This is a genomic window from Corynebacterium afermentans subsp. lipophilum, from assembly GCF_030408375.1.
GTDB lineage: Bacteria > Actinomycetota > Actinomycetes > Mycobacteriales > Mycobacteriaceae > Corynebacterium > Corynebacterium lipophilum.
On record NZ_CP046530.1, the window covers coordinates 21,569 to 35,454 of the forward strand.

The 13,886-nt window shown below is 62.4% G+C and carries 7 protein-coding genes; 3 read left to right on the forward strand and 4 right to left on the reverse strand.

Annotation, left to right across the window (positions count from 1 at the left end):
- The first annotated feature begins 257 nt into the window (after positions 1-257).
- Both CAFEL_RS00100 and CAFEL_RS00105 read left to right on the forward strand, forming a co-directional pair.
- Positions 258-4,268 carry a hypothetical protein gene (locus CAFEL_RS00100; RefSeq protein WP_194559937.1) on the forward strand — a complete coding sequence of 1,337 codons (4,011 nt, stop codon included), beginning with the start codon at positions 258-260 and terminating at the stop codon, positions 4,266-4,268.
- 323 nt (positions 4,269-4,591) lie between these two features.
- A complete protein-coding gene (locus CAFEL_RS00105; RefSeq protein ID WP_194559938.1) occupies positions 4,592-8,920 on the forward strand; it encodes a hypothetical protein in 4,329 nt (1,442 codons plus the stop codon).
- A 295-nt stretch (positions 8,921-9,215) separates the two neighbouring features.
- Here the strand turns inward: CAFEL_RS00105 and CAFEL_RS00110 are convergent, their stop codons facing one another.
- From CAFEL_RS00110 to CAFEL_RS00120, 3 genes are read right to left on the reverse strand one after another with little or no spacing between them, the layout of a single operon-like run.
- A complete protein-coding gene (locus CAFEL_RS00110) occupies positions 9,216-9,653 on the reverse strand; it encodes a hypothetical protein (RefSeq protein WP_194559939.1) in 438 nt (145 codons plus the stop codon).
- A gap of 53 nt (positions 9,654-9,706) precedes the next feature.
- On the reverse strand, positions 9,707-11,800 hold the full coding sequence (locus CAFEL_RS00115; protein WP_194559940.1) for a YhgE/Pip domain-containing protein: 2,094 nt from the start codon (positions 11,798-11,800) through the stop codon (positions 9,707-9,709).
- Positions 11,797-12,411 (reverse strand): hypothetical protein, encoded by a 615-nt coding sequence (locus CAFEL_RS00120; RefSeq protein ID WP_194559941.1) that lies wholly within the window; start codon positions 12,409-12,411, stop codon positions 11,797-11,799. The genes CAFEL_RS00115 and CAFEL_RS00120 overlap by 4 nt, the downstream gene beginning before the upstream one ends.
- Positions 12,412-12,507: 96 nt before the next feature.
- Between CAFEL_RS00120 and CAFEL_RS00125 the strand changes: the two genes are divergently transcribed.
- On the forward strand, positions 12,508-13,062 hold the full coding sequence (locus tag CAFEL_RS00125) for a TetR/AcrR family transcriptional regulator (RefSeq protein ID WP_194559942.1): 555 nt from the start codon (positions 12,508-12,510) through the stop codon (positions 13,060-13,062).
- 12 nt (positions 13,063-13,074) lie between these two features.
- Here the strand turns inward: CAFEL_RS00125 and CAFEL_RS00130 are convergent, their stop codons facing one another.
- The gene (locus CAFEL_RS00130) at positions 13,075-13,845 is read right to left on the reverse strand and encodes a hypothetical protein (RefSeq protein ID WP_194559943.1); all 771 of its coding nucleotides are present in this window, start codon (positions 13,843-13,845) and stop codon (positions 13,075-13,077) included.
- Positions 13,846-13,886: the final 41 nt, after the last annotated feature.

Consider the following 13,886-nt stretch of genomic DNA (forward strand, 5'->3'; position numbering starts at 1 on the left):
TTGTTGAGGAATCGGTGTTTTTGTGGTGAAGATCACTCAACTTATTTGTGTTTAAAAGTTGGACAAAGGTCGAGGTCAGCGGGGTGGAGTTATGAGTTTTGTCTTAATATCTGGACTTTTATGGCTTTCAGTGGGGTTAAGGACTTCTTTTCGCCGGTTCATTGCGATTGAATAGGGGTCTGTCAGTTTTGGGGTCCGTGTTCAGGAACTCTCCAGGCTGCTTCGAATATCTCCCTAGACGTTGAAGGACTATGACGTTGCATAACGCAAACCTGAAAAAGCGCATCATGGCCACCCTGGTCTCCGGTGCCGTCGCATTCGGTGGCGCAGCCGTTGTCGCTCCCGCCGCAGACGCAGACACGCGCATTACTAGCCAGTACTCCGCCCTCGACTCCGCTGTGGAGCAGGCAGTCGTCGACTACAACAAGCAGCAGGCGTGGGACGACAACGCCCGCCTGGCTGGCCAGTACCAGACCCCGTTCGGCCCGGGTTGGTGCATCGACGCCCACCTGTCTACCCCGACGGCCAGCACCGCATACGAGGTACGCAAGCTCGACGGCACCTCCGGCTTCTACGGTTTTAACGGCGACATGGGCGGCGACCTCAAGATCGACGAGGATATTGAGCGCGCAGCCATCAACCTGACCAAGCTGATGCTCACGGACCTGAAGCAGGGCAAGTACGCCGACGCGAAGGCCAAGAACACCGCACTGCAGGCGCTGCTGTCCAACAACAAGCAGACCCTGAACGACCTGCGCGGCTGGGTTGCCGGCAACCGCAACGTCCACGTGCCGGGCGTGAAGCCGGTGACCCCGGAGCAGTTCCTGCAGTGGACCGGCTTCGAGGTGCGCAAGAGCTACTTCGAGCAGACCGGCCAGGCCAACTACTACCTTGCGCTGAACGACACCGCTTCTTCCCGCCTGGACGTCAAGGATGGCGAGTACGTCACCATCCTGCTGCCGCGTTCCTACAACGTGTACGAGGACCTGTCCAAGGAGCCGACCAACCAGCGCATCGTCACCATCGCGCAGCCGGGCCTCGAGGGCTTCGAGCCGGACGTGAAGGAAGAGCCGAAGCCGTCGACCTCCACCACGACCACCGTGGCTCCGGGGCCGACCGTCACCGAGACCGCCACCGCTACCGCTGCGCCGGAGACCAAGACTGAGTCCACCACTGTCACCAGTACCCAGCGCGAAGAGAAGACCACCACCAAGGAGGTCGAGCGCTACTTCCGCCACTACGACTACGCCTTCGACTTCCGCACTGGCGAGAAGACCGAGGAGATCGAGGTCAAGAACCTCGGCTCCTGGGACATTGACTTCGTCGACGATTCCAACGGCCTGGTCGACGTGACCAAGGAGGTGCGCGAGGACGGCACCGCCATCCTCAAGATCACCCCGAAGAAGGAAGGCCGCGGCAAGGTCCGCATCGTTGTCGTGGACAACGAGGGCAACCGTCACGAGTACGTCATCGACGTGGTCAACGACTCCACCACTGTGGAGACCACCGGCGAGGTCACCGTGAACAACCACTACTTCAACGTGGGTGTTTCCGGCGTGAACCAGAACATCGACATCCCGGCAGGCTGGGACTACGAGATCGTCGAGGGCAAGGGCCTGGTCACCACCGAAGAGAAGGACGGCAAGCTCAACGTCAAGATCAACGACGGCGTGCTCAAGGGCAACGTCAAGATCGAGGTGTTTGAGAAGGACGACAAGGGCGAGAAGACGGGCAACAAGAACGTCTACGAGTTCAACATCGACGCCACTTCCGACAAGTACACGCAGATCCGCGTGATCGGTAACGCCAACTCCTACAAGCTGGACATCGAGGCGGACATCCCGAACAAGCCGGAGATCGTCTCCGGCGAGAACCTCGTCGAGTCCATTGAGAAGCGCGACGGCTCCTGGATCATCACCCCGAAGCCGAACGCCGAGGGCAAGGTTGTGCTCAAGGCTGTGGACGCCGACGGCAACACCTACACCTACACCCTGGACATCAAGCCGGGCGCTAACGTGCTGGTCGACGTTGAGACCTACCGCATCGAAGAGGGCACGACTGTCGACGTCAAGGCCGGCAAGGACTGGGAGCTGATCCCGACCGGCGGCGACGAGGCCAACTGGGAGATCGTGAAGACCGACGGCGGCTTCAAGATCAACAACAAGGTCAACGGCACCGGCATCTTCAACCTCTACGCTCCGGACGAGAACGCTAAGGACGGCCGCGTCCTGGTCGGCGTGTACACCATCGTGGCGAAGCCGAAGGAGCAGAACGAGTACAAGGTTCCGAAGTTCACCCAGGACCTGGAGGACCGCAACACCGCGCAGTTCAAGCCGGGCAACGAGGGCAACACCTTCGAGATCGTCGAGGGCGAGGACAACGCCACCCTGATCAAGACCGAGGATGGCAAGTTCCGCGTGCTGCCGAACCCGGGCTACGAGGGCGAGATCGTCGTCGCTGAGAAGTCCCCGAACGGCAAGACCGTCGCCGAGTGGACCCTCAACGTCACCAAGGGTGACGTTGAAGAGCAAAAGATTGACGCTGAGTCGAAGGACGAGCTCAACATCTCGGTGAAGAACCAGCGCATCGTCAAGGGCGAGCACCTCATCGACCGCATTGAGGACGGCAAGCTCTACTTCAAGGAGGGCGCTGAGGGCCAGGTCATCATTGAGAACCTGAACTCCCGCGACCTGCCGTTCCACCGCTGGACCATCGACGTCACCCCGTCCACCCCGCGTGAGGAGAACATCAAGCTCGAAGGGTCTTCGAAGCTGACGCTCACCATCCCGGAGGGCTCCGACTACGAGGTCACCGACGACTCCCTGGTCGACGTGACCGAGGACGGCAACAACATCATCGTCACCCCGAAGGATGGCGGCACCACCCAGGTCAAGATCAAGAACGACCGTGGCGTCTACGTCATCTACAACATTGACGTGGTCCCGGGCGGAAACGGCAAGGGCGGCAGTTCCGAGTCCCGCGAGCAGAACTTCAAGCTCACCGAGGACGGCAGCTTCACCATCACCCGCATCAACAAGAACGAGATTCGCGTTGAGGACGGTGAGGAGCACGTCAACGTCAAGTTCGACGAGAAGACCGGCAAGTGGGTCCTGACCCCGAAGGGTAAGGACTCCGTTGGCAAGACCGTCACCGTGGTCGAAGTGAACGAGAACGACAAGGTGGTCAAGCGCCACACGATCGAGATCGTGGAGCAGCCGACCCCGCTGAAGTTCGTTGAAGAGCGCGTTGTTTACGAGCGCGACATCAACGACAAGATTGTTCCGGGTAAGAACAACACCCTGCACGTCGTCCGCGGCAAGGACCTGATCACCAACGCGGCGCCGGACTCCAAGGGCCAGCTGTTCATCCAGCCGACCGAGGACAAGCACGGCACCATCATGGTGGAGGAGCGCGATTCCGAGGGCAACCCGGTCCGCCTGGTTGAGATGGAGATCCCGCGCGCCTCTGAGGGCCTGACCCCGCCGGACCTCGACGTCAAGGGCACCCCCGACAAGGGCATCGACATCAACGTCAAGGGCGGCGAAAACTCCGTCGAGGTCTACGTCTGCTACAACGACGACTGCACCAAGAAGAAGCGTCTTGAGCCGGGCAAGGAGATCGAGGTCGGCGAGGACGGCAATCTGCACGTTCTGCCGGGTGCGCACCTTAACGGCGGCAAGAAGCTCATGGTGGTTCCGGTTGAGAACGGCAAGCTCAACGACAAGGAAAAGGTGATTATCAACATCACCCAGCAGGACACGACGGTCCAGGAGCAGGGCTCCTCCAGCGAGCTGGACGGCAAGTGCATTGCCTCCCTGGTTGGCCTGTCCGCACCGTTACTGCTGGCCATCCCGGTGGGCATCCTCTCCCAGGTCCAGATCCCGGGCCTGGAGGGCGTGTCCGCGCAGATCAACAACGCTATGCGTGAGGCCAACGACCGCATCCAGCGTGGCCTGGGCATCTACAACGAGGATCGTGCGCAGCGCGCAGCTGGCTTCCAGAACGCGTTCCAGGGCGTCAACACCGAGCAGCTCGGCATGGCTGCCGGCGCCCTTGGCGCGATCACTGTCGGCCTGCTGATTGTTGACCAGGTCATGCGTGCCTGCGGTCAGGAAGAGTCCACCTCCTCCTACCAGCTGGGTAAGGCAACTGACAGCGACTTCTTGATGTACGGCTCCTCTGGCAAGCCGTCCAAGACTGAGGCTGACAACAACAAGGGTGAGAAGGCTTCCTCTTCCTCCTCCGATGAGCAGGATTCCGCCAAGTAAAACCTGCCTTTAACCTGTAAACCCGGTGCCAAATCGGCACCGGGTTTTCGGCATTTCAGCACCGCATTTTCGGAGAAACAGCGTTTTTGTGGTGAAGATCACTCAACTTATTTGTGTTTAAAAGTTGGACAAAGGTCGAGGTCAGCGAGGTGGGTATATGAGTTTTGTCTTAATATCTGGACTTTTATGGCTTTCAGTGGGGTTAAGGACTTCTTTTCGTCGGTTCATTGCGATTGAATAGGGGTCTGTCAGTTTTGGGGTCCGTGTTCAGGAACTCTCCAGGCTGCTTCGAATATCTCCCTAGACGTTGAAGGACTATGACGTTGCATAACGCAAACCTGAAAAAGCGCATCATGACCGCAATGGTCACTGGTGTTATGGCTACGGGCGCGGTCGTATCCGCTCCGCTCGCCGAGGCCGCAAACGAGAACACTTCCAGCCAGCAGATCGTTAACGCTTACGAGAAGCTCTCCGGCGCAGATCTGGCCCGCTACGACCAGATCCGTCAGCAGACCGTGTCCGAGGACCAGGCGATCGACCTGCTCCCGTCCAGCGTTGGCGCAGGCTGGTGCATCGACTGGGGTCTCGGTAACCCCTGGGATAGCGGTAACTACGAGGTGCGCAAGCTCACCGGTGCGTCCGGTCGCGTCGGCGATGGTGACCGCATCAGCAAAGACGTTCACATCGCGGCCATCAACGTGGTGAAGGAACTGCAGAAGGACTACAAGGCTTACGCAGCGGGCGACAGCTCCAAGGCAGACACCATCAAGGCCAAGAACGAGATTCTGCGCGCCCTGCTGTCCAACCAGCTGGGCTACCTGAATCAGGCTCGCGAGGATGTAAAGAAGTTCCACAACTCTCAGTTCGAAAGCCTCACCGGTTTCCGCATCGATCGCCACGATGCGCCGAAGGGTGAGCCGAACTACTACCTGATCAAGCTTGACCGCCACGACGAAATCGCAAAGACCGTCAAGCCGGGCGAGTACGTCACCGTGCTTGTGCCGCTGGAGTACGACTTCAATATCGTTCCGAGAAAGTCCTTCCAGCGTCTGATCCCGGTCCCGCAGCCGGGTCTGGAGGAGGACCCGAAGCCGACGCCGGACCCGAGCGAGGAGACTTCCACGCCGAAGACCACGGAGCCGATCGTAGAGACGGTCACCATCACCGAATCGCCGGTGACCACCACGGTTGAGCGCCCGCAGGAGGTCGTTACCACCGTGACCCAGCCGGGCACGACTGTCACCCAGCCGGGCACGACTGTCACCCAGCCGGGCACGACTGTCACCCAGCCGGGCACCATTGTGACCCAGCCAGGCACCACCGTCACCGAACCGGGCACGACTGTCACCCAGCCGGGCACGACTGTCACCCAGCCGGGCACGACCGAGCCCCGTCCGGAGCAGGTCACCACTGTCACCTCCACCAACACTGCCGTGACCGAGACCGTGACCACCACGATCACGCCGGAGCCAAAGACCACGACGACCACGGTCACCGACGTCGAGAAGTACTTCGTTGAGAAGTACTACGAGCGCGTGAAGGAAGTTTCGGAGTACTACTACTTCGCAGGCTTCACCTACGGCGAGAAGTCCAAGGTCATCGAGATGCCGGAGAAGATCGGCGACAAGTGGACCTTCGAGATCATCAAGGGCTCCGACATCGTCGTCGTCGAGCGCTCTGAGGACGGCAAGCTCGTCATCACCCCGCGCGAGGACTTCGAGGGCGAGGGCGAGGTTGAGATCCTCATCACCGATGACAAGGGCAACCAGCACATCTACCGCATCAAGGTCACCGACACCGTTGCTGTGAAGGATTCCCTCAACGTCAAGGTGAACAACTTCTTCTACACCTTGAACGCTGGTAGCGAGGACCGCATCACCACCATCCCGTGGAAGCCGGGCGAGAAAATCGACTGGGGTCTGGGCTACGACAAGGACGGCAACCTCATCCAGCCGGAGCACGGCGAGGTTGAGATCCTCGAGGACGAGGAGAAGGGCACCGTCACCGTCAAGGCTGGCGAGAACTACACCGGTAACGTCATTGTCCGCATTACCGAAGACAGCGGCGAGGTTCGCGAGAACATCGTCACCGTGGAGAACAAGACCTCCAAGTTCGACGTCACCCGCGAGATCCTGAACACCTCCACCGCGAAGATTGAGAACCGCGGCGGCGACTACAAGATCCTCGGCGATGGCGAGGACAAGGTCACCATCGAAGAGGACGGCGACGTCTGGGTTGTCACCCCGAAGGATGGCGCAACCGGCGACGTTGAGATCGTCTTCACCGACGAGAACGGCTTCGAGTACAAGTACACCCTGAAGCTTATTGAGGATAAGAACTCCGGCCCGACCGTCACCCAGCGCGATCTGGAGTACAAGTCCGAGGAGCCGGACACCCTCCACATCGAGTACATCGAGAACCACACCGCTGAGATCGTCGCAGGCGACGACGTGGCGAAGATTGAGAAGAAGGGCGACAACTGGGTTGTCACCCCGACCAACCCGGAGGGTGGTCAGGCGACCGTCCACATCAAGGACGAGAACGGCCGTTTGGTAGCTGTCTGGATCGTCGACATCGCGCCGCAGCCTGAGCAAGATGTTGAGAACCAGGAAGTTAACCGCACGGTTAACGATCGAGCGACCGTCGAGATCTCCCGCGGCTCCATTGACTACAACTGGCTCGAGGTCACCGAGGGCAGCGAGTACCTCACCGAGGGCGCTGACGGCTCCGAGCTCGGCGACAAGGAAAACCTCAAGCTGAAGTTCAAGCCGGTTCCGGAAGGTGAGACCCGCACCGTCAAGGTTGTGGAGTACGTCAAGACTGCCGACGGCGAGGAGCCGTTGCCGGTCAAGACCTACACCTACACCGTCGAGCCGTCCCCGGTCCGCGAGATGGACTACTCCATCTCCGCAGATAACGAGCTGAAGCTCTACGGCAACAAGTTCCGCGTCGTCAAGGGCGGCGACCTGTTGGCTGAGCAGCCGGAGAAGGACGCCTCCGAGATCAAGGTGACCCCGAAGCGCGACGCAAAGGGCACCCTGGTCATCGAGAACGTCTCCGACGACGGCTACGTCTTCGAGCGCTACACCTTCCAGATCACCCCGGGCCGCAGCGCCGACGTGACCCCGAAGAACACCACCATGGGCTGGAACCAGACCGCGACCATCGCGTCTGAGGACGGCGAGAAGGTCGAGGTTCTCGAGGGCGAGGATCTCGTGGACGTCACCCGTGAGGGCGACAAGCTGCTCGTCACCGGCGAAAACAAGAAGAAGACCGGCAAGGCGCTGATCCAGGTCAGCGACGAGCGTGGCGTGTACGCGAAGTACGAGATCACCCTGACCGAGCCGAAGCGCAACGGCCTGTACACCTACAAGATCTCCACCTCCACCGAGTTCCAGGCCACCCTGGTCAACGAGGAGAACAAGTTCCAGGTGATCAAGGGCGCCGACGCGTTCGAGGCACCGGAAGAGAAGAACGGCCAGTGGATCCTGCGTCCGAAGGCTGACAAGGTCGGCGAGACCGGCATTGTTGTCGAGTACAACAAGGCCGGCGAGGAGATCAACCGCTACAAGCTGGAGGTCGTCGAGTCCAAGACCACCGGCGCACGTCAGCAGTCCGACTTCCTCATCGAGGGCGACGCCAAGGAGCTGAAGAAGCTGGACGAGGGCAACAAGGTTGTTGTTGTCAGCGGCAACGACCTGGTTGACCTCAAGGACAACGGCGGTTCCGTCGAGCTGACCGCGAAGAACGGCTCCGCAGGCAAGGTGGTCCGTGCCGAGGAGCGCAACTCGAACGGCAACCTGGTCCGCACCATCTCCTACGCTATTTACCCGGAGGGCACCCGCACCGCCGAAGGTAATGTGATCAGCGAGAACAACGACCTGCCGGTTGTCATCGACAACAGCATCAAGAACGACTCCCCGGTCAACGTCACCTTCCCGGAGAATGTCGACAGGATCATCTTCACCAAGGGCCGTGAGTACTTCGAGGAAGGCGAGAAGGGCGTCAAGATCACTGACGAGGGCGTGACCCTGGTTCCGCGCAAGGACCTTGAGGACGGCACCTACAAGGCGACCTACCTCCTGGTCGGCCCGGACGGCCAGGCCTACGGCGAGCGCGAGATCGAGATCAACGTCAACGTTGAGAGTGGCACCCGCGTCGAGCAGAAGGGCTCGTCCGCTGAGCTCGACGGCAAGTGCATCGCCGGCATCGTGGGCCTGACCGCTCCGCTGCTGCTGGCTATCCCGCTGGGTATCCTCTCCCAGGTCCAGATTCCGGGCCTGGAAGGCGTGTCCGCACAGATCAACGGCGCTATCCAGGATGCGAACAACCGTATCCAGCAGGGCCTGGGCATCTACAACGAGGATCGTGCGCAGCGCGCAGCTGGCTTCCAGGCGGCGTTCAACATCCAGAATCCGGAGCAGCTCGGCATGGCAGCTGGTGCCCTGGGCGCCATCTCCCTGGGTCTGCTCGCAGTCGACGGTGTCATGCGCGCCTGCGGTGCAGAGGAGTACACCTCCTCCTACATGATCGGCAAGGCCATCGACAACGAGACGCTGATGAACGGCTCCTCCGGCAAGTCGGACAACAAGTCCACCGACAAGGCTGAGGACGAGGGCAAGGCTGAAGACTCCTCCAACAAGGAGAAGTAAGCCCCCGAAGAGCTGATGCCCACCAGGTCTACCCTGGTGGGCATTTCTCTTGCCCCCAGCCGCGAGCTTTACCCGCCCCGTCGAGGGCGGGTTTTCGTTTCTGCAGGAGGATGCTTACCCCAGGATGCTTACTTCTCGACGAACCACCGGCCTCGCCCCGCAACAGTCCCGATAAGTAAGCATCCTGAGGTAAGCATCTAGCGCCTCGTTACCGGCGGCGTCGCCACGACAGGAACGCGAAAACCCCGTGCCGGTCGCCTAGACGACGGGCACGGGGTGGCAGCGCGCGTGGCAGCTACTTACGCGGAAGGGCGGCCAGCGCCAGGCCGATGCCTACGAGCCAGGAGTCCTTCGCAATGGCGAGGCCTGCGCTGGACGGGCGGATGCCGTCGTCCTCGGTGTACTGGTCGTTACCGAAGTACATGGAAAGCAGGCCGGCACCGAACGCGGTCAGGCCCAGGCCGGCCAGGCGGTTCGGGATTAGCGGGCACAGAAGCGCCGCGCCCAGGGCGGTCTCGGCGGAGGCGAGGCCGGTGGCGAAGGTTTCGGCGTCGATCTGGCCCAGCTGCGGGATGCCGTCGGTAGCCATGTCGCGCAGGCCCTCGGCGCCTTCCTTGTCCACCTGGAATTTGCCCAAGCCGGAGTTCAGGATCAGGGCGCCGGTGGGGATGCGCAGCGCCGCAGACGGCAGACGCAGGTTGATCTTGTCCTTGTTGGATTTCTTGAAAAACATGGGTGGGGTCCTTCGATCTATCGGGAAATATTGTGCCCCGCCCATGGTAGGGGCTAAACGGACAGCTCGGGGTGGAGATCCTTCATGTGCCAGGTTCGGCGGGCGTACAGAGCCACGCACGAGATGACCACAGACATCGCGCCGACGAACAGCAGCACGGTCACCGCGGTCCACATGCGCGGGTCATAGGACGGGGTGCCGAACAGCGCGTAGCGCACCAAATCCACCGAATAGCGCATCGGGTCCCAACTGTGCACCCACTGGATGAACTCGGGCTGCACCTCCGGCGGATACAAGCCGTTCGACGCCACCAGTTGCAGCGACATCAGCGCCATGGTGGCCAGGCGCCCAGGGGCGGGGCCCAGCGCGGTGTTCAGGGCCATGATCGCGGTGACGAACACCCAGGACACCAGCACCAGCACGCCGAGCAGTGACAGCGGGTACAGCGGCTCGACGTCCAGGATGAACGTCTGCATCACCCAGAGGGCGACGGACTGGAAGAAGCCGATGATGAACGACGGGATCATCGTGTACAGCAGCATGCGCAGGGGGTTGGTGCCCGAGTCGATCGCGCGGCGGCTAAACGGCGGCATGACCATGTACATAATCAGCACGCCGAACCACAGCGACAGCGACAGGAAGAACGGGCTGAGGCCCTTGCCGAAGAAGGCCAGGCCGTCGCCGGTGTTTTCGGTGTGCACCGGGTCCGCGGCGGCGTCGATGGCCTTGTTCAGGCGCTCACCCTCCCAGCTCGGGGCCTTTTCGGCGCCGTCGGAAAGGCTCATGGAGAGCTCGCCGGTGCCATCGGAGAGCTTGACCAGGCCGTCGTTGAGGTCGCCCAGGCCTACCACCAGCTGGTTGGAGCCGGCGGCTAGGCGCGAGGTGGCGTCGGTGGCGGTGTTCGCCGCAACGACCAGTTTGCCCGTGCCGTCCTTCAGCGTGGTCACGCCGGCGAGCAGGGTGCCGGAGCCTTCCTGCAGGCGCTTCAGGCCGTCCGCGAGCGTCTTCGCGCCATCGACGGCGCTATCGACGCCGCCGCGGTACTTCGCGTTCGGGTCCGACAGCTGGTTGGCCAGCTCGTGCGCGCCGGCCTGCAGCTGCATTAGCTGACCCACCAAGTTATTCTCCGTGACCGCCTGCAACGGGCCGGCGTTGATCTGCAGCTGCACGCCGCGCGCCTGGTCCGCCAGCTCCTTGCTGCCCGGGATGGGGGAGCGGTCCAGGTCCGCGATCACGTTGTTCAGGTTTGCGTTGATGTCGTCCAACGCGGCCTGTAGCTCGTTGATCTTGCCGGCAAAGCCGGCGATTTTGTCTACGCCGCCGGCGATCTGCGTGGCGCCGTCGCCAAGCTGCTGCGTACCCGCCTGCAGCTGAGTCAGCCCGTTGGAGAGCTGGTCGGCGCCGCCGGAAGCGGTGGTGATGCCGTCGTTGAGCTGGATCGCGCCATCCTGCAGGCGTGCGACACCGCCGTCGAGTTTGTTCACCGCGTCCGGCATCTGCTGCACCTTGTCGTTGAGCTGCTGGATGCCGTCGTTGAGCTTCGTGCCGCCCTCGTTGAGTTGCTCCGAGCCGTCGTGGGCCTTGTTCGCGCCCTCGTCCAACTGCTCGGCGCCGTCCGCGGCCTTATGCACGCCGTCCGAGAGCGTATTGATGCCCACAAACAGCTGCTCAACCACCTTGCCGCCCACGGAATTCGACACGGCAGAGCCGATCGCCTCCGCGGCCTTCTCGCCCAGCATGGTGGGGATGAAACCGTTGGTCTCGTTCAGCGTGATGTTGATCTTCGCTGAACGCGGGTCATCCTCCTTCACGCTGGTCACAGCCTCAGAGAAGTCCGTGGGGATCTCTAAGCCCAGGTAATACTTGCCGCTGGCGATGCCGTCCTGGGCCTCCTCGGCGCTGACCACCTGAAAGTCCAAGGGGCGCTGCTCCAGCAGCTCGTCCACAACCTGCTGGCCGTTTTCGCCCTCGTCCGAGTTCACCAACGCGACGGGCAGCTTGTACAGGTTGCCCAGCGGGTCCCAGTACGCCCAGGGGAACAGGCCGCCGAACAGCAGCGGCAGCAGGCAAATCGCCGTGATGGCAAGCGGGGGAAGCTTGCCGTGGGCGAACTTCCGGAAGTCGGATCCAATGTGCAGGCCGCTCATAGCCCCTCCTCATTCACCGTGTTCACCATGACGGGCAGGTGCACCGCGACCCCGCGCAGATCATCCAGCAGCTTGCGGCGGATGTCCATCTTGCGCACCTGGTCCACATCGTCCACGATCAGCATCTTCGCGTCCGGGCGCGAGATTAGCGCCAGCAGCACGCGCAGGCGGAAACGGTCCGTCGGGCCGATGTCGCCGACGTGCGCCGTCAGGTCGATGTCTTCCAGCTGCAGCGGCTCGAGCCACTTTTCCACGTTGTCGTGGGACTTGATGGCCTCGGACGTGTGCGGCGTGCGGGCGAAAAAGCCCTGCGACCACGCAATCTGCTCGCGCACGACGTCGCGGATGCGCACGAGGCGGTCCAGCCCGTCAATCTCGGTCACGCCTGCGAGCGCGATCTGCTTGAAGCGCTGGCGTGTCCTGGTCTCTTCTCCGTCGAGGAGGATCGTGCCGGAGTGCGGGTTGAAGCGCCCCGCCAGCGCGAGGCTGAGCAGGGTCGAATCGGACTCTCGCCGCGTGTTCAGCAGGGTCAACCCCCGACCGATGTCGAAGTTTTCCGGGGTGTCGCCCTTGCGGAGCACGAGGTCTTGCGTGCTGAGAATGGGGGTCATGCGGTCCCTTAACCGTAGGGTGGACTATCATTTAACTCGTGATATGGTGCTCCCAAAAATAGTCACTGTCAAACCCAAAAAGGGGGCTGGTCAACAATGCGTGCAGACGCCCGCGCGAAACGCGACCAGATCGTCACCGCTGCGCTGGCACAGATTGGTACCCGCCCGAACTCCGAGATCACCCTCGAGGGCATCGCGGCGGACGCCGGCGTGGGCATCGCTACCCTTTACCGTCACTTTCCCACCCGCGCCGCGCTCTACGACGCCTGCGCGATCGTCTTCCTCGAACGCATCGAATCACTCCTCGATGACGCCCTCGACGGCTTCGAAGACAATCCCACCGAACACTTCGAATCCTTCGTCTGGGCGCTCGTGGAATCGGGCGTGGGCATCCTCGCCACCGCCCTGGCCGCCGATAGCTCCGACGACGGGCTCGGCGCGCGGCGCGACGCGTTTATGAGCAAAGTGCAATTGCTTATCGACGCCGCCGCCCCCCACGGCATCATCGCCCCCGGCCAGTCACCCATGCAGCTGGCAACCGAGCTCGTCGTGGCGACGCGGCCGCTCGCCACACCGCTCGCGGACATCCTTCCGGATGTGCGCGACCGCCTAGTGCGCCACCTCATGGCGGGCTGGCGCACCACGGTGTAAGGGTTCGCGCGCCTAGTCCTCGCGCAGCTCGTGGCGGCCGCCGTCTGCGCTGCCGTCGACGGTGTCCTCCACAGAGTGCTGGGCGTTGGTGGCCTTGCGCTGGTCGTCCGCCAGGGTGTCCAGGGTGGTCAGGCCCTCCCCGCCGAGGTCTTTGCCGGAGGTGGCGTCGGAAAGCTGCTGCTCCTCGCCCGGCTCATTCGGGAACACGCCGCCCTCGATGCCCTCCTCGCGACGGGCACCCGGGCGGTCGGCCTCCGTACGCGTCGAGTACACGATGGTGGAAGAACCGCGCGTGTCCGTCTCCGTGCGGGTCGGTGCCGGGCGGTCCGTCTTCGCCGGCTCGTCCTCGCCCGCGAGCTTGTCCTTGAGGAAGAACTCCCAGGCAGCCCACGCGCCACCGGCGAGCGCGGCGGCGCCCAGCGTTGTGCCGACGACCTTGCCAAACCCGCCCTTCTTCTTTTTCTTTGCGGTCTTCGCGTGCTTCTCCAGGAACTCCTGGCGCTCCTTGCGGCTCGGGGCGGCGTCCGCGAACTGCTTGCGGCGGCGGTCCAGACGGTCGTGCGCGTCGCGGGTGATCTCGCCGGCCTGCGCCCGGGCGGTGCCGTAGAGTTCCTCCAGCTGATCGGCGTCGAACTTCTCGTGGATATCGTCCAACTTGCCGTCCTTCAGGTTGTCCAGCAGGGACTGGTAGATGTCGCGCTCGCGCTTGTCGCTCTGGTCGCGCAGGTACTTCCACGCCTGGTTGGCCAAAGCGGCGGCGAAGCCGATGTTCTTCAGGTTCACGGGTAGCTCCTTGTGTTGCGTTTGTAAGTTTCGGGTGGTTA